22 protein-coding genes are annotated in these 21,465 nt (G+C 63.3%); 6 read left to right on the forward strand and 16 right to left on the reverse strand.

All coding sequences use genetic code 11. The annotated features are described in order from the left end of the window. Positions 1-190 precede the first annotated feature (190 nt). The 3 genes from BOH68_RS13215 to BOH68_RS13225 all read left to right on the forward strand — a co-directional run bounded on the left by BOH68_RS13215 (position 191) and on the right by BOH68_RS13225 (position 3,905). Positions 191-436 (forward strand): PA3496 family putative envelope integrity protein, encoded by a 246-nt coding sequence (locus BOH68_RS13215; protein ID WP_077375056.1) that lies wholly within the window; start codon positions 191-193, stop codon positions 434-436. Positions 437-649: 213 nt separating this feature from the next. Then, complete coding sequence (gene ettA, locus BOH68_RS13220) at positions 650-2,311, forward strand: energy-dependent translational throttle protein EttA (protein ID WP_077375059.1); 1,662 nt, start codon at positions 650-652, stop codon at positions 2,309-2,311. A 217-nt stretch (positions 2,312-2,528) separates the two neighbouring features. Continuing rightward, a complete protein-coding gene (locus BOH68_RS13225; RefSeq protein ID WP_127734649.1) occupies positions 2,529-3,905 on the forward strand; it encodes a DUF2254 domain-containing protein in 1,377 nt (458 codons plus the stop codon). Between the two features lie 150 nt (positions 3,906-4,055). Here the strand turns inward: BOH68_RS13225 and BOH68_RS13230 are convergent, their stop codons facing one another. The 14 genes from BOH68_RS13230 to ftsB all read right to left on the reverse strand — a co-directional run bounded on the left by BOH68_RS13230 (position 4,056) and on the right by ftsB (position 17,238). Then, the gene (locus tag BOH68_RS13230; RefSeq protein WP_077375065.1) at positions 4,056-4,217 is read right to left on the reverse strand and encodes a DUF1328 domain-containing protein; all 162 of its coding nucleotides are present in this window, start codon (positions 4,215-4,217) and stop codon (positions 4,056-4,058) included. A 472-nt stretch (positions 4,218-4,689) separates the two neighbouring features. Further along, positions 4,690-5,073, reverse strand: a complete 384-nt coding sequence (locus BOH68_RS13235) for a TlpA family protein disulfide reductase (RefSeq protein ID WP_077375069.1) — start codon at positions 5,071-5,073, stop codon at positions 4,690-4,692. An 8-nt stretch (positions 5,074-5,081) separates the two neighbouring features. Next, on the reverse strand, positions 5,082-5,999 hold the full coding sequence (lpxL, locus tag BOH68_RS13240; protein ID WP_077375072.1) for an LpxL/LpxP family Kdo(2)-lipid IV(A) lauroyl/palmitoleoyl acyltransferase: 918 nt from the start codon (positions 5,997-5,999) through the stop codon (positions 5,082-5,084). Between the two features lie 60 nt (positions 6,000-6,059). Further along, positions 6,060-7,193 carry an alanine racemase gene (alr, locus tag BOH68_RS13245; protein WP_077375075.1) on the reverse strand — a complete coding sequence of 378 codons (1,134 nt, stop codon included), beginning with the start codon at positions 7,191-7,193 and terminating at the stop codon, positions 6,060-6,062. A gap of 378 nt (positions 7,194-7,571) precedes the next feature. Beyond that, positions 7,572-8,942, reverse strand: a complete 1,371-nt coding sequence (locus BOH68_RS13250) for a TolC family outer membrane protein (protein ID WP_077375077.1) — start codon at positions 8,940-8,942, stop codon at positions 7,572-7,574. Positions 8,943-9,376: 434 nt separating this feature from the next. Beyond that, positions 9,377-10,351 carry an RNA polymerase sigma factor RpoS gene (gene rpoS / locus BOH68_RS13255; RefSeq protein WP_077375080.1) on the reverse strand — a complete coding sequence of 325 codons (975 nt, stop codon included), beginning with the start codon at positions 10,349-10,351 and terminating at the stop codon, positions 9,377-9,379. A 61-nt stretch (positions 10,352-10,412) separates the two neighbouring features. Next, complete coding sequence (locus tag BOH68_RS13260) at positions 10,413-11,660, reverse strand: peptidoglycan DD-metalloendopeptidase family protein (RefSeq protein WP_258038224.1); 1,248 nt, start codon at positions 11,658-11,660, stop codon at positions 10,413-10,415. Next, the gene (locus tag BOH68_RS13265) at positions 11,653-12,606 is read right to left on the reverse strand and encodes a DUF368 domain-containing protein (RefSeq protein WP_240499669.1); all 954 of its coding nucleotides are present in this window, start codon (positions 12,604-12,606) and stop codon (positions 11,653-11,655) included. The genes BOH68_RS13260 and BOH68_RS13265 overlap by 8 nt, the downstream gene beginning before the upstream one ends. Next, complete coding sequence (locus tag BOH68_RS13270; protein WP_077375673.1) at positions 12,603-13,337, reverse strand: protein-L-isoaspartate(D-aspartate) O-methyltransferase; 735 nt, start codon at positions 13,335-13,337, stop codon at positions 12,603-12,605. The genes BOH68_RS13265 and BOH68_RS13270 overlap by 4 nt, the downstream gene beginning before the upstream one ends. Before the next feature lie 194 nt (positions 13,338-13,531). Beyond that, positions 13,532-14,278 carry a 5'/3'-nucleotidase SurE gene (gene surE, locus BOH68_RS13275; protein WP_077375086.1) on the reverse strand — a complete coding sequence of 249 codons (747 nt, stop codon included), beginning with the start codon at positions 14,276-14,278 and terminating at the stop codon, positions 13,532-13,534. Between the two features lie 58 nt (positions 14,279-14,336). Beyond that, positions 14,337-15,512 carry a tRNA pseudouridine(13) synthase TruD gene (gene truD / locus BOH68_RS13280; protein WP_308457330.1) on the reverse strand — a complete coding sequence of 392 codons (1,176 nt, stop codon included), beginning with the start codon at positions 15,510-15,512 and terminating at the stop codon, positions 14,337-14,339. Then, a complete protein-coding gene (gene ispF, locus BOH68_RS13285) occupies positions 15,505-16,011 on the reverse strand; it encodes a 2-C-methyl-D-erythritol 2,4-cyclodiphosphate synthase (protein ID WP_169477230.1) in 507 nt (168 codons plus the stop codon). Before ispF ends, truD begins: the two co-directional genes overlap by 8 nt. 73 nt (positions 16,012-16,084) lie before the next feature. Continuing rightward, positions 16,085-16,867: a 2-C-methyl-D-erythritol 4-phosphate cytidylyltransferase gene (ispD, locus tag BOH68_RS13290; RefSeq protein WP_077375089.1), complete on the reverse strand. Its 783-nt coding sequence runs from the start codon at positions 16,865-16,867 to the stop codon at positions 16,085-16,087. Next, a complete protein-coding gene (gene ftsB, locus BOH68_RS13295; RefSeq protein ID WP_077375092.1) occupies positions 16,864-17,238 on the reverse strand; it encodes a cell division protein FtsB in 375 nt (124 codons plus the stop codon). Before ftsB ends, ispD begins: the two co-directional genes overlap by 4 nt. Before the next feature lie 160 nt (positions 17,239-17,398). Between ftsB and BOH68_RS13300 the strand changes: the two genes are divergently transcribed. After that, positions 17,399-17,710, forward strand: coding sequence for an NGG1p interacting factor NIF3 (locus BOH68_RS13300; RefSeq protein ID WP_077375094.1), 312 nt, complete (start codon positions 17,399-17,401; stop codon positions 17,708-17,710). Between the two features lie 72 nt (positions 17,711-17,782). Here BOH68_RS13300 and BOH68_RS13305 read toward each other — a convergent pair whose 3' ends face one another. After that, positions 17,783-18,367, reverse strand: coding sequence for an NUDIX hydrolase (locus BOH68_RS13305; RefSeq protein ID WP_077375096.1), 585 nt, complete (start codon positions 18,365-18,367; stop codon positions 17,783-17,785). 140 nt (positions 18,368-18,507) lie between these two features. Between BOH68_RS13305 and BOH68_RS13310 the strand changes: the two genes are divergently transcribed. Both BOH68_RS13310 and BOH68_RS13315 read left to right on the forward strand, forming a co-directional pair. Further along, entirely contained in the window at positions 18,508-19,137 is a 630-nt protein-coding gene (locus BOH68_RS13310; RefSeq protein ID WP_077375099.1) for a CoA pyrophosphatase, read from the forward strand. Between the two features lie 132 nt (positions 19,138-19,269). Then, positions 19,270-19,929 (forward strand): 2OG-Fe(II) oxygenase, encoded by a 660-nt coding sequence (locus BOH68_RS13315; protein WP_077375102.1) that lies wholly within the window; start codon positions 19,270-19,272, stop codon positions 19,927-19,929. A 69-nt stretch (positions 19,930-19,998) separates the two neighbouring features. Here BOH68_RS13315 and BOH68_RS13320 read toward each other — a convergent pair whose 3' ends face one another. Continuing rightward, positions 19,999-21,429: an MFS transporter gene (locus tag BOH68_RS13320; RefSeq protein ID WP_077375105.1), complete on the reverse strand. Its 1,431-nt coding sequence runs from the start codon at positions 21,427-21,429 to the stop codon at positions 19,999-20,001. Positions 21,430-21,465: the final 36 nt, after the last annotated feature.

Raw genomic sequence — 21,465 nt, forward strand, 5'->3', positions numbered from 1 at the left:
CCGGTGGGCGTTGGCGTTCGTGCGCAGACGAAAACTTCCCCACGACCCACCAGAGCATGCTTCCACGCACACAGGACTTGTCATCGAACTTCACCAGCGCTATATAGCGAAGGAGCCTTCGGCAGGTCGCCGCAGGCGGTGTCTGACGCCTCGCGTCTGGCAGACTGATTCATGATCGGGAGGTCCGCCCATGGCCCGCGAACAATTCCTCGACGATATCGATGCTACCGCCCTGGCGGAGGAAGCCACCAACGACGTGGACTTCGAACTGTCTTCCAGCTCCACCCCCGCCAGGCCCCAGCGCAGCGACTCGCGCCAGCGCCTCGAAGCCCTGCTGGAAGAACGTGCGCTGGCACGCTCCATCCGTGAAGGCTGGGACGATGAAGCGGATGATGATGACCTGCTGGACGCCAGTGACTGGGGAGAGGAGGAGTGAGCGCCTGGCGATGAGGCCGAGGCTGGCCTCGAGATGCCCCTTCAGGGAAGGTTCGCCACACCGCTTCCTGGTGAAGACCAGGGGGTTCAGCCCCGTCAGCGAACCGGCCATGGAATGGCCGCCGTCACGCCAACGATGGCCCTGACTGGTCAAGCGTGACCACGGGCACTATCATCAGCGCGTCATTCCATTCTCCAACCAAATTGGGATTCCATGGCGCAATACGTCTATACCATGAACCGGGTGGGCAAGGTCGTCCCCCCGAAGCGCGAGATTCTCAAGGACATCTCGCTGTCCTTCTTCCCGGGTGCCAAGATCGGTGTGCTCGGTCTCAACGGCTCGGGCAAGTCCTCGCTGCTGCGCATCATGGCCGGCGTGGATCAGGACTACAACGGCGAAGCGCGTCCCATGCCGGGCCTCAATGTCGGCTACCTGCCCCAGGAGCCGGAGCTCGATGATTCCAAGAACGTGCGCGAGTGCGTCGAGGAATCTCTGGCCCACATCAAGAATGCCCAGGCGGAGCTGGATGAAGTCTATGCCGCCTACGCCGAGCCGGACGCCGACTTCGACGCCCTCGCCGCGCGTCAGGCCAAGCTCGAGGACCTGATCCAGGCCTCCGACGCCCACAACCTCGAGCGCAAGCTGGAAGTGGCCGCCGAAGCGCTGCGCCTGCCGCCGTGGGATGCCAATGTCGGCGTGCTGTCCGGTGGTGAACGCCGCCGTGTCGCCCTCTGCCGCCTGCTGCTCTCGAGCCCCGACATGCTGCTGCTGGATGAGCCGACCAACCACCTGGACGCCGAGTCCGTCGCCTGGCTGGAGCGCTTCCTGCACGATTACGCCGGCACCGTGGTCGCCATCACCCACGACCGTTACTTCCTCGACAATGTCGCGGGCTGGATTCTCGAGCTCGACCGTGGCCAGGGCATTCCCTTCGAAGGCAACTATTCCTCGTGGCTGGAGCAGAAGGACGCTCGCCTGCAGCAGGAAGCCAAGCAGGAAGCCTCACGCAACAAGGCCATCCAGCAGGAGCTGGAGTGGGTTCGCCAGAATCCCAAGGGTCGTCAGGCCAAGAGCAAGGCGCGTCTAAACCGCTTCGAGGAAATGCAGTCCGGTGATTTCCAGAAGCGCAACGAGACCAACGAGATCTACATTCCGCCGGGACCGCGTCTGGGCGACAAGGTCATCGAGCTGCACAACGTCACCAAGCGTTTCGAGGACAAGCTGCTGTTCGACGACCTGTCCTTCACCATTCCCCAGGGTGCCATCGTCGGTATCGTCGGCGGCAACGGTGCGGGCAAGTCCACGCTGTTCAAGCTGGTGACCGGCAAGGAAACCCCGGACAGCGGCGAAGTGGTGCTGGGCGAGACCGTCAAGATCGCCTACGTCGAGCAGCTGCGTGATGGCCTGGAAGACAATCAGACTGTCTGGGAAGCCGTCTCCGGTGGCCAGGACATGCTCAACATCAATGGCCATGAAGTCTCCTCGCGCGCCTATGTCGGCCGCTTCAACTTCAAGGGCACGGATCAGCAGAAGCGTCTGTCTGATCTGTCCGGTGGTGAGCGTGGTCGTCTGCAGCTGGCGCAGACGCTCAAGCAGGCCGCCAACGTGCTGCTGCTGGATGAGCCGTCCAACGATCTGGACATCGAGACCCTGCGTGCACTGGAAGAGGCGCTGCTCGCCTTCCCGGGCTGTGCGCTGGTCATCTCGCACGACCGCTGGTTCCTGGATCGCATCGCGACCCACATCCTCGCCTACGAAGGGGACTCCAACGTGGTGTTCTTCGAGGGCAGCTACAGCGAGTACGAAGAGGATTACCATGCGCGTGTCGGCAACGATGCGCCCAAGCGCATGAAGTACAAGCGTATCGATGCCTGATCCGGTGATCTGAACCGCTGGATTGACCAGGACGCCCTTGCCGCTGACGCCGCAAGGGCGTCCTGCGTTTGAGGCAAGCCTCACAAGGGCGCTCCCGCGTCGCCTCTGGCACTTGCAGTCAGGCCGAACACGGGAGATAACGGAGCGAATGCTTGCCGTCACTCACGGCCGTCCGTCGCACACGCCGTCGCGCCACTCACAGGATCAGGAATTGCCCATGAATCGCTGGCTGCAACAGCCGCTGATGTGGTTACGCACCTTCACCACCAGCATCGCCTATCTGCCAAGCCTGCTGGCGACGCTCTATATCTTGCTTGGCTTGATCTCGGTGCTGCCTTCCGGCCTCCCCGAGCCACATGAACTGCCAGCCAGCGAGATGCTGAATGCCCTGACCTTCAAGGAGCACGACACGCCGCGCACCCTGCTGGCGGCACTGGTCGGCGGGCTCATTTCGCTGATGGTCTTCAGTTTCACCATGGTGATGAGCGTGCTGACCCAGGCGGGCGCACAGTTCTCCCACAAGCTGCTGCTGGGGCTGGTGACCGAGCGTCACCATCAGCTGGTGCTGGGACATTATCTGGGCAGTCTGCTGTTCCTGCTCATCAACCTGATGGTACCCAATACCGGCGATTCGCCAACGCTATGGCGCTCCATCGCGGTCTATCTGGGCGTGTTGATGATGGTCAATTGCCTGGGGATGTTCATCTACTTCATCCACCAGGCATCACAGTCCGTGCAGATCAATGCCGTGGCTCGCCGCCTGTCCGGGCGCACGCGGGTCTCGCTTGAACGACTGCGAGAGCGCAATCGCCACGACGGTTTCGGCGAGCGCCAGATCACTCGCGACACGTCACGCTGCCAGCTGCTGAGAGCAAAGCGACGCGGCTATGTGCAGCAGGTCGATTTCGCAGCCCTTCGCCAGCTGGCCATCGACCACGACATGATCGTGCACCTGGACTTCGCGCTCGGGGCCTTCATCGTCAGTGGCATGCCGCTGATGCGCATCGAATGGCCTGCGGGCCTGCCCGAAGGCGTCTCGGCGGGTGATGAGCTCGATGAGCACCATCAGGCAGGACTGATCAAGAAGCTGCGCGCAGCACTGGGCTATCTGGATGGGGAATCCGTCGATGACCTTCACGAGCACGGCCTGACCCAGCTGATGGAAGTCGCCATCAAGGCGCTGTCCCCCGGCATCAATGATCCGGGCACCGCACGCCTGTGCCTGCATCAACTCACCGAACTGCTCAGTGAGCGCATGCAGCTGCCCCTGTGCAACTGCTGCGTGGATGAGGAAGATCACATACGGGTCAGCTGGGAGATGGAGAGCTTCGACAGTCTGCTCTACCGCAGCATCTCCCCCATCCTGCACTATGGTCGTGATGACCTCTCGATCTGTCTGGCACTGCTCTCGCTGCTCAAGACACTGTCACTGCTGGGCAGCGATGACGCGCAATTGGCATTGCTGCAACAACATGCCGACAAGGTGGTGGAGGCCATCCTTGCCCAGGCACAGTTCGAGGTGGACAGGCGCTTCATCGAGCAGGGCCTCAAGGCCGGGCATCATCGTCTGACGCTGCCAGGTACCCCGTGGTAACTTGCTGGCCTGATGACTTGCTGCTGGCCTGATGACTTGATGGCTTGCTGGCCTGATGACTTGATGGCCTGAAGGCCTGATGAACACGCAAACGCCCGCAGCGGTCGCTACCGTCTGCGGGCGTTTGCGTCGTGGTGAAAGCCGTCCGTATCAGGGCTTGCGACGCCCCTTGAAGAACGACACCAGGAACAGCACCAGGAAGACGACGAACAGTACCTTGGCGATGGTGGCCGCAGTACCTGCGATACCGCCAAAGCCGAGTACGGCGGCAATCACGGCAACGACCAGAAAGATGATGGCATAGTTGAGCATGGCAATTCCTTATGTCATGGAGAACCGGTAGTGGGCGACAACCGCAGCGGCACGACGACTGCCTCTGCATGTGGCGTCTCATTCGACGCGCTCGCCCTTCGCTCATCAGGTGTGGCTGCTGACGTGATTGCCAGAGGGCGGAGTCACGACAGACCGCTTGATCACCTTGTCCATGTGAAGATGGTAATCAATACAAGTAAAGTCAAGGCCATGTCTCGAATCGGTAAAAGATTTTCCCGCGCGGGTTGAAAGCCTCCCTCATCATCCGCAGGTCTATTTTCAGGCACACGGCAGGCGGCATCCGGTTGGCCGCACGCATGCAGCTCGGACAAGTGGCGCTGCTTGTCGGGTGCCGCCTGATCTCCATCGAAAACGCCCCGTCAGGAAGTTCCTGGCGGGGCGTTTTCGATGATGCCCATGCGTGTCGCGTCACGGCAGATCTCGTCGGCTCACACATGGGCTCAAGTGACGTTTACAGCGCCGCGATCATGGCCTCGGCATAGGCGATGAGCTCCGGCTCGCTCATGACCTCGACCCGATTCAGGCCACTGTCCACGCTGGCAGGCCGCCCTTCCTTCACCAGCAGCGTACGCGGATAGCCCGCCCCACCGATGCGCTCGCTCAGCTGCGCATGTGCCTCACTCAGATAGACTCCGCGAGTCTCCTGCACGCACAGACTCACCAGCGGCAGACCACCTCGCGCCAGAGCCGCCTCGAAGGCCGGCAGCGGCGGACGCTGACGCACGGTGCAGTCCGGGCACCACTGCGCAATCTGATTGAGGACGAAGGTATCGCCGGCCGCCAGGCGTGCTTCGACATCGGCCAGAGTGGCGAGAGAAGACGTGTCATTGCTCATGGTTCACCTCAATACAGGGACGGATCGGATTTCTCTGGACGAGTCTTGAAACGGCGATGCAACCACAGGTACTGCTCGGGATGCTTGCGGATCGCCCCCTCGATGAAGGCATTGATGCGCGTGGCATCCGCGACATCATCGCCACTCGGGAAGTTGTCGAGTGCCGGGAGATACTCCAGCGTATAGGTACGATTGTCCGGATTGCGATGGAACATCAAGGGCATCACCGGCGCCCCTGTCATGCGGGCGATCTTGGCCGTCAGCTTGATGGAGGCGGCATCGATACCGAAGAACGGCGCGAAGACGCTGACGTCCCGACCGAAATCCTGATCCGGCGAATACCACACGCCATGCCCGCTCTTGATGCGGCGCACCACACCCCGCAGGTCATGACGGTCGATGGCCGTGCCGAAGATGCCATTGCGCGCGCGCGTCATGAAACGCTCGAACAGCGGGTTGTCATGCGGGCGATAGACGACATCGGCCGGGAAGAACAGCGAGTGCAGTGCGCCACCGAGATCCAGTGTCGAGAAATGGATGCCCACGATGAGCGCGCCCTTGCCCTGCGCCATGGCGCGCTCCATGTGCTCCTGACCCTTGAAGGTCACGCGGTCGCGCATGTGCTCCGGGTCTCGACACCACCCCGTGGCGGTCTCGAAGATGCCGATGCCGTTGGCATGGAAGGTCTTGCGTACCTGACGCGCACGCTCCGCTTCGCTCCATTCGGGGAAGCACAGCTTGAGATTGGTGTCCGTGATATGGCGACGACGCTTGCCGAAACGCCATGCCAGCTCACCGATGCCGCGCCCCAGCCACAGCTTGGCGCACCAGGGCAGGAAGGCCGAGGCCTTCATGGCCCCGATTCCCAGCCAGGCCGGCCAGTAACGGGGATGCGCAAAACTCTCGGGGTAGGTCTTCTTGGCCATGACTCTCTCGTTCAACGGGCAACGGCGGCCATTGTAGACCGCCCGAGCCCTGCCGTCAGGTCAGGCGCACGTATCCACTGCCTGAGAGGCCATCGGGTCCGCCTCGCGTGCCTGACCACCGTGATAATGCTTGGGAACACGCGGCAGGATCCCTGTCAGCAGGGTATAGCTGATGGTGTCACAACTGGCGGCCACGCGATTGACCTCCAACCCCTCGCCCCACAGCACCACGCGAGAACCGACGCCCGCTTCCGGCAGGTCGGTGATGTCCACCGTCAGCATGTCCATCGACACCTTGCCGGCCAGCACGGTCTCCTGGCCATCGACCAGTACGGGTGTCCCGTCCACCGCATGGCGATCGTAGCCATCCCCATAGCCACAGGCGACGACACCGATACGTGTCGGACGCGTCGCCACGAAACGTCCGGCATAGCCCACCGGCTCGCCGATGGCGATCTCGCGTACGGCAATGATGGCGGAAGACAGGGTCATCACCGGCTTCAGACGACGGCTGGCATCATTGGCCCCTTCCAGCGGGTCCGCGCCGTACAGCATGATGCCGGGACGATTCCAGGCGGCATGCGATTGCGGCCAGGCAAGCGTCGCCGGGGAGTTGGCCAGACAGAGTGGCAGGGCAAGCTCAGCGGCCAGCGCTTCCACTGCCGCCATCTGATGCTGGAAATAATCGGGCGTCAGGCTGTCGGCCGTGGCGAAATGCGTCATCAGGTGAAGGTCCTGCGCCTTGCCACTCGCCACCAGGCGTTCCTTGACCGCCCTGGCCTGCTCGGCATCGAAGCCGAGACGATGCATGCCGGAATCGAACTTGATCCAGCAGGATATCGGCCCGGGGAGCGTTGCCGCCTCCAGGGCGGCCAGCTGCCATTCACTGTGGATGGCACACCAGAAGTCATGCTGCGCCGCCAGCTGGTATTCCGATGCCTCGAAGATACCTTCGAGCAATACCACCGGATGCGTGATACCGCCTTCCCGCAGCGCGAGCGCTTCTTCGATGGTCGCGACGGCAAATGCCGGTGCCAGATCTGCCAACGCACGGGCACATGCCACGGCCCCGTGGCCATAGGCGTCAGCCTTGATCACGGCGAGCGAGCGGGAATTCGGCGCCAGCTCACAGGCCAGCTGATAATTGTGGCGCAGGGCATCCAGATCAATATCAGCACGCAACGGGCGGGACATGAGGCAACTCCAGACAATGAGAAAGAGGGACAGACACGACGAATCACGCACGGGTGACGCAGCAAGTTGGGACCTGCCAACGAGCGAGCAAGGCACGCACCATGAAAAGGAGGCGGCCAACCGGAGCAGGCGTTCTCCAGCCATCAATTATTTTCCATCATCGCGCCAAGGTCACGGTGAAAACCACCAAACATCAAGCCAACTTCTTGACGTTATCTCTGGTTTTCATCAAATCAATGGCATATTCCTCCAGACAAGCATCACAGCTGTTGTCATTCACGCTTCACGGCGAGATTTCTGCCCCCCCCGATACGCGAACACCCCCACCGGCAATGGCCGATGGGGGTGTCAGGAGAAGCCGGTCAGGCCAGTATCAGATCACTGGGCCGGACCATCCAGCTCGGTGTCGTCTTCGTCCTGCAGAACCAGTGATACCTGACGATCGCGCTTGAGGCTCTCGTTCAGATCGCGCACGGTGTTGACGTCGATGATGCCCGCCGCCTGGCGCAGGTTGAGCAGATCCAGCACGTAGGTGTAACGCGAGGAGGCATAGTCCGCCAGGGCCTGATAGAGCGCCTGCTCGGCATCCAGCACATCGACGATGTTACGGGTACCGACTTCATACCCCGAGCGCGTGGCTTCCAGCGCGCTGCGGCTGGAGACGATGGCCTGCTTGCGCGCCTTGACCGTCAGGACGTCGCTGCGGACCTGACTGTAGAGCGAACGCACGCTCTGGGTGGTGGAACGCTGCTGGTCCAGCAGGTCGTACTGGCTCTGCTCCAGCAGGTGCGTGCTCTGGCGTACCTGCGCGGATGTGCGACCACCGGTATAGATCGGCAATGACGCCTGGATACCGATCTGGTTGTATTCCTGATATCCCCCGGAGGATGCGACGTCGGTTTCATCATAGGAGTAGGTCGCGAAGGCACCGACTTCCGGCAGATGACCGGCACGCGAGGTCTTGACGTCACCCTTGGCGACATCGACACCCTTCTGCGCGGCACCGATCAAGGGATTGTTGACCAACGCCATCTCGACCCACTTGCCACGACTGGCGGGCACCGGCGCTTCGATGGCGAGATCCTCTTCCAGCCCATCGATGGAATCGTATTGCTGGCCGGTCAATTGCTGAAGTGCCTCGAAGCTGACCTGCAGGTCGGCTTCCGCGGCAATCCGCTGGGCGCGTGCGTCATCAAAGGACGCTCTGGCCTCCTGGACATCGGTGATCGCGATCAGCCCGACCTCGAACTGCTGATTGGCCTGATCCAGCTGACGGGAAAAGGCCTTCTCCTGCGCGATGCGCGCATCCAGCACATCCCGGTTGTTGAGGATGGTGAAGTATGCGGAAGCCACATCGTACAACAGCTGCTGCTGATCGGAATCCAGCAGCAGTTTCTGCTGCTCGGTACTGTCCTTGCTGGTCGCCAGCTCATACCAGTCGGCAGCGTCGAACAGCTGCTGATTCACGTTGAGCACGATGTTGCTGTCGGTGTAATCCCCTTCCACACCGCTCTGGGAATTGCCCGTGACATCGGTGCGTGACACGGTGCCGGTGGCCGAGATCTGTGGCAGCAGATCCGAAAGCTCGATCCGCTCGTTGTCCTCGACGCTCTGATACAGAGAGCGAGAGGACGACAGGCTGGCATTGTGGGTCAGCGCATCACGGGTAATGTCGAGCAGATCGGCAGCCTGGGCCTGGGTCGCGAAACCCATCGCCAGCACCAGAGGCAGTATGCGTATGTTGGCCATGTATGCGTATTCCTGATCGGTAACAGTCAGTCGTGACCTGCATGATGCGCCAAAGGCACCAAGGCAAGGGGAGATAAGGTCGTTTCACGGGCCGGCTGATGACGGCATCAGCCCCTTCGGGGGCGGGTCGTGGAAAAAGGACTCAGTCTAATCGTCGCCTTGCAAGGCGTCCAGTTAGTTGGCTAACTTCATTTGCCTTACAGCGTTTCCATCCCAGCAACAATGCAACACGGCCCCGGTGTCGAATCATATGCACCGTCATCTTTCTGCCAACCCCATAGCCTGCCAAACCAATGCTCAGAAAATATGAAAACGGCCCGCCCGCAAGCGGGGGGCCGTTTTCATGTCGTGTTGCGTCCACTATCCAGCAGGATGTCACGGATATCGGGCCAGACGATGACAGCTGCCAGCCCTGACGATGACATGTCAGCGAATCATTCGAAGATGGATTCCAGCGACAGGCCCTGTTTCTCGAGCATGCGACGCAGTTTCTTGAGCGCCTCGACCTGAATCTGACGCACTCGCTCACGCGTCAGACCGATCTCCTCGCCGACCTCCTCCAGCGTGGCGGCTTCGTGACCCCGCAGCCCGAAGCGGCGTACCACCACTTCCATCTGCTTGTCGGTCAGCTCCGCCAGCCACTCATCGACATGTGCCTTGACGTCGACATCGACCAGACTGGACTCGGGGCTGGTGTCATTTTCATCGGCGATCGTCTCGATCAACGGCTTGTCACTCTCGCCGCCCATCGGATAGTCCACCGAGGACACTCGCTCATTGAGCCCCAGCATCTTCTTGACCGTCTCCACCGGCTTGTCGAGGAAATCGGCGATTTCCTCGGCCGTCGCCTCGTGGTCAAGCTTCTGCGTCAACTGGCGAGCAGCGCGCAGATAGATGTTGAGCTCCTTCACGACATGAATCGGCAACCGGATGGTGCGCGTCTGATTCATCAACGCGCGCTCGATGGTCTGACGGATCCACCAGGTGGCGTAGGTCGAGAAGCGGAAACCGCGCTCGGGGTCGAATTTCTCCACCGCGCGTATCAGGCCCAGATTGCCCTCCTCGATCAGGTCGAGCAGTGACAATCCGCGATTCAGATAGCGCCGTGCGATCTTGACCACCAGACGCAGGTTGGATTCGATCATGCGCTGCCGACCGGCAGGGTCTCCCGCCTGCGCCAGTCGCCCGAAATAGACTTCCTCTTCGGGTTTGAGCAATGGCGAGAAGCCGATCTCGTTGAGGTAGATCTGCGTTGCATCCAGGCTCTGGTAGTGCTTGCGCTCTTCACGGTTCAGGGCGCGTTCGAATGCCGCCTCTTCCGCTTCAGCCTCAAGCGTATCGTCTTCCTCGACATCATCGAGGGACAGCTCCACCTCGGCCTGATCGATATCCTTTTCCAGCATGCTCATGTCGATACCCCGTTGTCTCTGGTCTGGTGCCAGGAACTTCTTGTTGTGGCAGCGGTGGACGTCAGCGCTTGGGCAGGAACTTCAAGGGATCCTTCGGCTGCCCATCCTCGCGGATCTCGAAATGCAGCTGCGCACGTTCGGCGTCAGTGGCTCCCAGAGTGGCGATTACCTGTCCGGCCTCGACAACATCATTCTCCGAGACGCGGAGGCTGTCGTTGTGGGCGTAGGCGCTCAGATAACGGTCATTGTGCTTGAGGATGATGAGGTTGCCGTAACCGCGCACTCCACTCCCCGCGTAGACCACAATCCCCGGCCCTGCTGCCTTGACAGGTTGCCCCTTTTGACCAGCGATATCAATGCCGCCCGTCACACTCTCGGACTCACCGAATTTGCCGATGATCTCGCCTTGCGTAGGCCACTGCCAGTCAACGTTTTTTACCGGCACATAGGTTTTCTTGGCCGGTGCCGCCTCGGGTGTGGCGCCCGCAACGTTGGTCCCCTTTTCAACCTTGTCGGAGGCACTTTTCACGTTTGCCGCCGCCTTGTCACGCTCGGCCTTGGCCGCTGCCAGCTGCTCGGCCTTCTCGCGATCCGCCTTCTCCTGCGCCGCCTTGCGAGCAGCAGCCTCGGCCTCACTCGCCCTGGCCTGGGCATTGCTGCCGGCACTCTCCAGTGCCTCGTCGGCTCGGGAAGCATCGTCCGCGGCCTGTGCACGCGCAGACTCCGCCAGCACCTCTTCACTGCCTTCCTGATACACGGGGCCCGGGCCGACGCCCGCAGCAGCAGCTGCGCCCGTGGCAGCCGCCGCGACGCCGCCGCTACCGGTGGTCAGGGACTGCGCCTGGGAAGCACGCTGCTTCTGCTGAGCAATGGCCGACTCATCCGGAGCCAGCCAGTCCGGCACCTCGCCGCCGCTGGCGATGGCGTCATCGCTGCCGCCAAGCCCGGTCGCCACCACGCCCGTGCCTGATGCCGACCCCGATGCCGTGCCGGCCGTACGGGAGTTGCCGGCATTCGCGGGCAACGGTGCCTGAGGGTCGAGGCGCAGAGTCTGCCCGGGCTGCAAGGTGTAGGGCGGGCGCAGGCCATTCATGCGCGCCACGTCACGGAAGTCCTGGCCACTCTGCCAGGCGATGCCATAGAGCGTGTCACCGCGCTGGACCGTATAGCTGTCTGCAGTGATGCGTGTCGTGCCACCACTGAGATCCTGGATCTGCGGACGCGTCGTGGCGGTACTGCACGCCGTCAGAGCGCCCAGCGCCAGACCCGCCAGCGCCAGCTTGAATCCCTTGTCCATCATGTCAGGCATGTTCCTGCTCCTTGCGGGAATCACTGGAAGAATCATCCGGTCCTGAGCGCTCACCCGCGAACCAGACCAGCAGGATACCTGCCAGCATCAGGGCAAGCGCCGCCCACAACTGGGCAGGCTCACCCGTCACGCTGGTATAGGTCTCCGGCATCATGAATTGATAATCTAGCGGTACCTGCTCCCCCTTGGGCCCCAGTCGATAATCGGTGATCGTGCGCCAGGGCCACAGCACCGGCAGCGAGCCGAGGATGAAGCCGACCAGCAGCATCAGTGTCGCGGTGTGATGGTGACGAAACAACCATGACAGTACACGCGAGAAGGTGAACAGTCCGATGGCGCAGCCACTTCCGAACAACAGGATCAGCGTCAGATCGAAGCTTTTGATGCCTGTCATCACGGTGCCGTAGAGGCCCATGGTCAACAGCAGGAAGCTGCCGGAAACGCCTGGCAGCAACATGGCACTGATGGCGATGGCCCCCCCGGCGACGATGACCCAGGGCGCATCAGTGCCCGCTGGCAGAAGGCTGGGCAGCTGACTGGCCAGTACTAGCCCCAGCACCAGCCACACCAGATACCCGACCCTGAAGCCGGTAATGCGCCGCGCCACGACCACACCGGAACACACCACCAGACCGAAGAAGAAGGCATTGAGCAGCAGCGGCTGCGCCTCCATCAGCCAGGTGACGAGGTGCGCCACGCTGATCAGGCTGGCGAGAATGCCGGCGGCAAGCGGTAGCAAGAACGCCAGATTCAAGTGCTGCCACAACGCCTTGACGCCCTGTTGACGCCAGACACCGATGGCGGAAGGTCCGAAGCGCTTGATGGTTTCGATCAATTCTTCATAGATGCCCGTCACGAAGGCTATCGTGCCTCCCGAGACGCCGGGCACGGCATCGGCAGCGCCCATGCCCGCCCCCTTGAAGAACACGCTCAATGCTCGTTTCACCTGATCACTCCCTCGAGCAACGGCACGAAGCGCACAGCCTCGAGCCGCTGAATATCCTGAGTGTCGCCGACGTGGCGCACTCGTGTCAGCCATTGACGATCACTGCCGTCTTCCGCCAATGGCACGATCATCACTCCCTCCGGTGCCAGCTGCTGGAGCAATGCCTGCGGCAAGTGCGAGGCACATGCCGTCACCACCACCAGATCAAACCCCGGCAGGGTCACCGACTCCTGGACGGCCGTCTCACGCGCCGTGGTCTGCCAGCCGTGCCCGCCATCGGCGTGACGCAGCTGGACATTGTCCAGCCCGAACCACTCAAGCCGCTGCCGGGCACGCAGATGCAACAAGGCGATACGCTCCAGCGAGGCCACCTGACCGAACAGCCGCGCCAGCAGCAGGGTCTGGTAGCCCGAACCGGTGCCGACCTCCAGCACCCGACACTGCTCGCGCGGGCGCGGTGCCGAGGCCAGAGCCAGCTCCGTCATGCGGGCATGCATGTAGGGCTGCGACAATGTCTGCCCCTGCCCCAGCGGCAGGGCGGTATCCTCATAGGCGCGATGCGCCAGCGCCTCATCGAGAAACAGATGGCGCGGTTCCGCCGCCATCAGATCCAGTACCCGCTCGTCCTGGATGCCGGCCTCTTCCAGTCGCATGACCATGCGATCACGCGTTCGTTGAGAGGTCATGCCGATACCGCTCAACTGCGCGGCATTCGGGCGCTCCAGGCGCATGGGCACCGGTGGCGATGAGGTTCGAGTGGCCGACGAATCCGCCATGGCTTGCCCACTCTCAGACTGCGCGGCGGGAAAACCGTTCTGATACACGTCCTTCATGACATCGAATTACACCCTGTCGACCGACGCGCCTGCGCCGGCTTGCTGATCGATCCCCGACACCCCTGACCGCCAGGCGGTGGCGCACGAGGTCAACTCAGTGCTTCCAGCCACTGCTCCACATCCTGACGCGCCGCATGGGAGGTCAGGTCGGTCATCAACGGCGTGATGGACACATAGCCGGCCGCGATGGCCGCGAAATCGGTGTCCTCACCATCGTCGACTCCGTCCCCGGCCAGCGCGATCCAGTACCGGGTGCGCCCGCGAGGGTCCCGCACGGCGATCGGTGCGCCCGCCGGACCACGATGCCCCTGGCGCGTGACGCGAAATCCGCGGATCTCGTGCCAGGGAACATCCGGCACATTGACGTTGAGCAGCGAACGCGGCGGCAAGGCCAGCGTCTCGGCCGCGCCGACCAGACTCGCCGCCACACGCCCTGCCGTCTCGAAATGGGTCTTGCCACACAGCGACATCGCGATCGCCGACATGCCCAGCGAGCGGCCTTCCATCGCCGCTGCCACAGTGCCGGAATACAGCACATCGTCTCCCAGGTTGGCACCGTGGTTGATGCCGGAGATCACGATATCCGGTTTCTCGTCCCAGACACCGTTGACCCCCAGATAGACGCAATCGGCAGGGGTGCCGTCGACACTGTAGAAACCGTTGTCCATCGCGGACAGCATCAGCGGGCGACTCAGGGTCAGGGAGTTGCTGGCACCCGAACGATCACGGTCCGGTGCCACCACGCGAATTCGCGCGTGATCACACAGCGCATCATGCAGGGCCTTGAGCCCGGGGGCATGTACCCCATCATCATTGGAAAGCAGAATCTTGCGCATCGTCTCACCTGTTCATGTTCATCGCGGTGTCATGTCGTGGCGCACGCTGGGCAGGCCGCTACAGCAGCGGGTGGGCAATCAGCTCACGCAACAGGCCGGTGGCGAAGCTGCCGCGCGGAAGATCGAAATGCAGCCACGCACTGGCCGCAGTCGCCTCGGCATCGGCCTGGGCCGGCGTGATGGCCCACTCCAGGCGAGCATTGGCAGGCATCAGGCGCAGTGGCCGACGCTCGGCCTTCACGCCAGCCTTCTCGAGGCCGTCACAGAGCTGGGGCCAGCTGGACGCCAGCACCTGCTCAAGCGCCGCGACCTGCGCATGGGACTCGCCACGGCCGGTGCCCCACAGCGGGCCCGTGGGGTGGATATCCCCGTCGGCAAGGCGCCGGGTCAGCGTCTCGACAGCTTCGCTGCCATCGGTGACGAAGCGCGATCCCGTCCCGTCGAGCGCGAACACCTCACCGCTCAACGCCGTCGCCCAGCAGCCTGCCTTGAGGCGCGCGGCCAGCACTTCGTTGAACAGGAAGCTGCGCGCGGTGGACAGCAGCATGCCGCTGCGATCATCACGCTTGCGCCAGCCACGTATCAGTACGGCGCGTGCACGCCCCAAGTTATGCCCCTGGTGCCCGAAACGCTGCGGACCGAAATAGTTGGGCACCCCATCGCGTATCAATGTCTGCCAGCGAGTCTCGAAATCCGGATGGGCCACGGCCTCGCCGCTCACCCGCAGCGCAAAGCGATTGCCGCGATGCACGCCCCGCTTGAGCTTGCGCGGGTGCCGCACGCTGGCCAGCACGCGGGCCCCCTTCTCGGCCAAGGCCTCACTCAGATGCTCAGGGGCTTCACGCCCCGGCAACCATACCGAGACCCACTGCTGGGTAATCGCCTGCTTGTCCTTGAGTCCCGCCACGCCGATGTCACGCGGTGCCACGTCGCAAAGACCTGCCAGTTCGCGGCACAGCTCGTCAGTGGTCAGACCGCGCTTCTCGATCCAGAGCCACTGGTGCTCCCCGTGACCTTCGGGCACGAAGTCCATCAATTCCGTGACGCGAAAGTCTTCCGGCGTGTGTCGGAAGTCACCTGCGCCCAGCGGGCCCCCATGGGCATGCGGCCAGCGCTGCATCAGCTCGGCTTCCTTGACCCATGGCTCGCTGCCGGCGGCTTCCAGTGCCGTTCGCGCCGCGACAGACAGCGCATCGGACTCGGGCGGCTCAGACATGGCATTCACTTCAGACATGCTCGGCTCCACCCGCGGCGGGCAGCCTGCCAAGCACCGCCACGGCCTCGGCGGCGATGCCTTCCTTGCGACCGGTGAAACCGAGACGCTCGGTAGTGGTGGCCTTGACGTTGACGACCGCCACCGGCACACGCAGGTCCTCGGCGATCACCTCACGCATCGCCTGGATGTGCGGCGCCATCTTGGGGGCCTGCGCCATCACGGTGAGATCGACATTGCCGACCCCGAAACCAGCGGCATTGATCAGCCCGACGACGTGGCGCAGCAGGCCGCGACTGTCCGCCCCGGACCACTCGCTGTCGGTATCCGGGAAATGCTTGCCGATGTCGCCCATCCCGCAGGCCCCGAGCAGCGCATCGCACAACGCATGCAGCAATACATCGCCATCGGAATGCGCCACGAAACCGTGTTCGTAGGGGATCTTCACGCCGCCGATCATCAAATGATCGCCGTCGCCGAAACGGTGGACATCGAAGCCATGCCCGATGCGCAGTGACATCGGGACATGCCCGGAGGTCGCGGGGGAGGTCGTGGAACTCGAAGTGTCGGGGGTCACGGGATGATCCATCATGTCAGGCAGGTGTCCGGGGTCTGTCGGCGTGATCCTCGCGGGCCGCCAGCAACAGGCGCGCCATGGCGAGGTCTTCCGGATGGGTGATCTTGAGATTGTCGCGCGCCGCGGGCACCAGCACGGGGGATCGTCCACAGGCCTCGAGTGCCGAGGCCTCATCGGTGATGCGCTCGGGCTGCTCCGCGAGGGCGGCACGCAGCGCCGTGCGCAACAGGCCCAGCGGAAATGCCTGGGGCGTGAAGGCATGCCACAGCCCTGTCCGGGATTCGGTATGCGCGATGCGCTGCGCTGAGCCCTCGGTACGTTCCACGGCATGGCTCAGTACAGCGGCCCGCTTCATGGTGTCACTGGCGGGAGCGGCCAGAATGGCGCCGTCGTCACTCTCGCGTGCCGCCTTGACCAGCGCCTGGATGTCGCTCTCGCGGACACAGGGACGCGCCACATCGTGTACCAGCACGAGGTCATCATCACTCGCCACTCGGCTCAGACACTCGAGTCCCGCCAGCACGCTGTCGGCACGCTCGCTGCCGCCATCGGCGCGCAGCCACTCCTGCCATGGCACCATCGTCGGCGTGAAATAGGCATCCTCCGCACCCAGCACCAGACACAACCCGGCCTCGGGCAATGCGCGCCTGAGGGTGGTGAGGGTCGCCTCCAGGACACTGCCGCCGGGCGTCAGTTCCAGATACTGCTTGGGACGGTCAGCCTGCATGCGGCTGCCCACGCCTGCGGCGGGTACCAGATACCAGAGACGCGGCGCCGGGGCATCATTCATGCGAGTCATGGGTTGAGCACCTTGGGCAGGCCCTCTTCCAGTCCCTTGCCTTCCAGCGCCCCTTCCGCCACTTCATCCGCGGACGAGACCTGGCGCTTGGGTACCTCGACGTTGGGCACCCACAGGAACTGCTCATCCTTGCGCACCATGCCGAGATCGTTGCGCGCACGCTCCTCGATGGCCGCCAGACCATTCTTGAGATCGACCACTTCAGCGCCCAGGCGTTGATTGCGGTTGTCCAGCTGCGCCGCTTCCCTGGAGAGCTGCTGCACGCGGGCACGGATGTCGAACAATTCGGTGACGCCATTTTCGCCCCACCACAGCCGGTACTGGAGCAGAGCCAGCAGTAGCAGCAGTGAGATATTGATCCATTTGAGCATGGCAGTGTCCTTGGCCGTTGCAGCGGGCATTATGCCATCATCAGGGGACGCCGCGCAGGCTCTGCCACGCTTGACTGCGTCCTCGCCAGCGCACGTCTTTCCCCGGGGCGATTGGCGCCCTGGCACTCATCGCCCGTCACGTCCCTCAAGGAGGCCCACCATGTACAAACTGGCATTCTTCGTTCCACACGAAGCACTGGAAGGTGTCAAGGAAGCGCTTTTCGCCACGGGTGCCGGACGCATGGGCGACTACGAGGCCTGCTGCTTCGAGACGCGCGGCACGGGGCAGTTTCGTCCGCTGGCCGGTGCCAATCCGCATATCGGCGAACGCGGCACGCTGGAACGTGTCGAGGAGGTCAAGGTCGAGATGGTGTGTGAGGACGCGCTGATTCGCACGGCAGTGGCCGCACTGCGCGAGGCGCACCCCTACGAGGAAGTGCCGATTGACTGCTGGCGACTGGAAAGCTTCTGAAGGTGCGATGCCCACCCCGGTCACGCCGTCAAGCGACGGCAGGTCCCGGGGTGAAGCCTGACCACGGCCCGCTCAGTGCTTGGGCAGATGTGTCGTCTTGAAGAAGCGCTCGCGCGTCTCGAGATCGATCTGTTCCAGATGCAACGGGAATTCGCCTTCTCCCTGGCGGGCACGACGGTCCTCGAAATAGCGCCTCAGCGTCACTTCCATGGTCGGGAAGGCCAGTGACTGCCAGGGAATCTCCTCTTCGGCGAACAGCGCCACCTCGAGACTCTCGATACCCGCGGAGATATCACTGGTCAATTCGGCGCGAAACAGCATGTAGACCTGATTGATGTGTGGCAGATCAATCAGGGTGTAGAGGCCCTGGAGATTGACCTCGGCCCCCGCTTCCTCACGCGTCTCGCGGGCAGCGGCCTCACTGGTGGTCTCCGCGTTCTCCATGAAACCGGCCGGCAGTGTCCAATACCCCAGGCGCGGTTCGATGGCGCGGCGACACAGCAGCACCTTGCCATCGCGTATCGGCAGGGTACCGGCGATGATGCGTGGATTCTGATAATGGATGGTGCCGCAGCTATCACACAGGTAGCGCAGTCGATCATCTCCTTGTGGCACCGCCAGACGCACGGTCTCACCACAATGGCTGCAGTAGTTCATTCGCTCTCCCGTGAAACTCTTGAACGCCGATGCCCGGGCTCGGCTTCTGGAAATGGTGCCGCTGACTCGGCCGGCTGTCACCTCACATCTTGACCGCCTCACATCCCACGCCACAAGATGAAGGTCAACGAGGACCCGACATGCTAGAAGCTCTGCGCCAGCGCCTGCAATCCCATCACCCCCGTATCGTGAGCAACGACCAGCCACGCGCTGCGGTACTCATCGCGTTGATCGACCGCCCGGAACCGACGCTGCTGCTCACGCAACGCGCCAGTCACCTGAGTCAGCATGCCGGCCAGGTCGCCTTCCCCGGTGGCAAGGCGGAGCCGGAGGATATCAGTCTGCTGGCCACGGCGCTGCGTGAGGCCGAGGAGGAAGTGTCCCTGCCCTCCGGCGAAGTGGAGATATACGGGCAACTGAGCGATGTGATCTCGCTGCACGGCATGACCGTGACGCCTTTCGTGGGACGCATCGCTCCCGACCTGCCGCTGCGCGCCGACCCCGGCGAGATAGCGCATATCTTCGAGATGCCACTGAGCATGCTGCTGCGCGATGAACGCGCCCACACCGACGTCATCCGCGTGGGCGATGACACCTGGTACGTGCCCGGCTATCAGGTGGCCGGGCAGCTGCTGTGGGGGCTTTCCGCGATGATGCTGGTGGAGATGATGGCCATCGGGTTCGGACACACCATCAGCCTGTCCTCCCCGCCACCGCCCGGGGCACCGTTGCGCCACCTACCACCTCGCCCCCATGCACCACGGGCATGAGCCTCTGGCGTGATTGACGCATGTCTCGCGGGCTGAGGATTGCCAGGCCTTCACTCAAGGCATTGCGCCCCTGCGCGTGCTGCTCTATAACACTGCGCCTTGATGCCTTCTGCCCTTTTTCCGGAGCGCCCGATGCCCGCTGCACCCGCCCCACTGCTGGACCCCACCGCGCTCAACCTGCTGATCGATGAACTGGTCGAGCATGGCTACAGCGTGCGCCCGGACTTTCTGCCGGCACACCTGATCCGCCATCTCAATGACGAGTTGCGGGCGCTGGAGAGCCATCAGCGACTGACGGCTGCGGGAATCGGACGCGGGCGTGAGCATGACCTTCGCCCGGACATCCGCGGGGATGCGATTCGCTGGCTGGATCGCGATTCGCGTGCCCAGCGTGCCTACCTGGAGGCGATGAATGTCCTCAAGGATGAACTCAACCGTGCCCTCTATCTGGGGCTGTTCGAGTACGAGGCGCATTTTGCCCACTATCCGGTCGGCAGCTTCTATCGCAAGCACCTGGACAGCTTCCGCGGGCGTGGCAATCGCCTGATTTCCAGCGTGCTCTATCTCAATGCCGACTGGCCGGCGGACGCCGGTGGCGAGATCGTGCTCTACGACCCCGAAGATGACAGCCGTGAAATCCGGCGTGTCACCCCCGAGGCCGGGACCTTCGTGTGCTTCCTTTCCGAACGGATCCCCCACGAGGTGCTGCCGACGAAACAGGCGCGCGCCAGCGTGACCGGCTGGTTCCGCCGCAACGCCTCGCAGGGCAACCTGGTCGACCCCTCCCGCTAGTGCGACCTACTCCTCTACCCTCACCTCCCCCCTTGCGACACACGTGAGGCATGCCGCTCACACAAGGCCTCAATCTGCGTTGCGCCCGTCGGAAGCCTCGCCATGGCGGGGCGCCTGGCGCTGGCTTTCACCCTCATGAGTCTCGATCTCCTCGAGACTATCCAGGGACGCCTCGGTGATCAGCTCCGGCATGTCGACGGCCAGCTCGCGAGTCACCTCGACCAGCGGGTCATTGACCTCGGCATCCCGCAGGTGCTCCTCGGCGGCCTCGACCAGTTCCGGCCCGACGGCAAGCTCCGTTCCCAGGGGCGTCTGTGGCGCATGGGTCTCGAAGGGGGCCAGCGGCTGCGGCGCCGGACGCATCACGCGTCGCCAGACGAAGAAGGCCAGCATGCCACCGCCCATCACCGCCAGACTCAGCGCCATGCCGGGCATGGCACCCATCTCGGCCATCGGCAGTGATACGGCCGGCGGTGACAGGGTCGAGCCCACGGCATTGATCAGCAACAATCCCTGACTCATGCGCACCAGCGCCCCGGCGGGGGCACGGTCTGCCGCATGGCTGACCGCGACCGGATAGAGCGTGAAGGCCGCGCCGCCGAGCAGGAACAACACCGTCAACTGCGCGATGCCTTCGCGTGCCGGCCCCATCAGCAAGGCGGCGAACCCGATGATGGCCACCGACAGGATGATCAATACCTGCTGACGATCATGACTGTCAGACCAGCGCCCGATGGGGTACTGCAGCAGCATGCCGCCGAGAATCACCAGCGCCATGCGCTGCCCGATCTCCGCGGTGTCCAGCACGCCGCCCTCCCCCAATGCCAAGGGCAGCAGGCTGTAGAGCACTGCCACCACCAGCCCCGAAGCCAGGCAGCCGAACACGCCGGTCGGCGTGATGCGAATCAGACGCCAGGGACTCAACGGCTCGGATTGCTCGATCAGCGGTGATACGCGCGGCAGCAGCACCAGCGGCAATACGGACGCCGCCGCCAGCATCGCCACCAGCATGAAGGCCGCCTCGAGACTCAGCATGGCGGTTACTCCCAGCAGCAGCTGCCCCAGCACGCCCGCGCCATAAAGCACGATCATGTAGAGCGCCAGCAGGCGTCCACGTACGGCGGGGTCGGCGGCACTCAGCAACCAGCTCTCGATGACCAGATAGACGCCGACCAGCGACCAGCCGATCATCATGCGCAGCAGGAACCACACCACGGGATGATCGCCCAGCCCCATGGCCAGGGCGGCGACTGCCACCAGCGAGGCGAAGCCGGCGTAGGCTCGGATGTGTCCGATGCGCAGCAGCAGGCGGTCGTTGACCAGCGCTCCCAGTCCAAGCCCCAGATAGTAGGCGGAGCTGATCAGGCCGATCGCCTCGCTCGAGACACCGGCGGCAGACAGCCGCAGGGGGACCAGCGAAGTCAGCATGGCATTGCCGATCCCCAGCAAGGCAAGGCCCAGCAAGGGCGCGAGAGACATCAACAACAGATGACGGGGCATGACCAGTTCCTCGGCCAGGCGCAGGACTGCGTTCGG

The organism is Cobetia sp. MM1IDA2H-1 (assembly GCF_002916775.2).
Classification (GTDB): domain Bacteria; phylum Pseudomonadota; class Gammaproteobacteria; order Pseudomonadales; family Halomonadaceae; genus Cobetia; species Cobetia marina.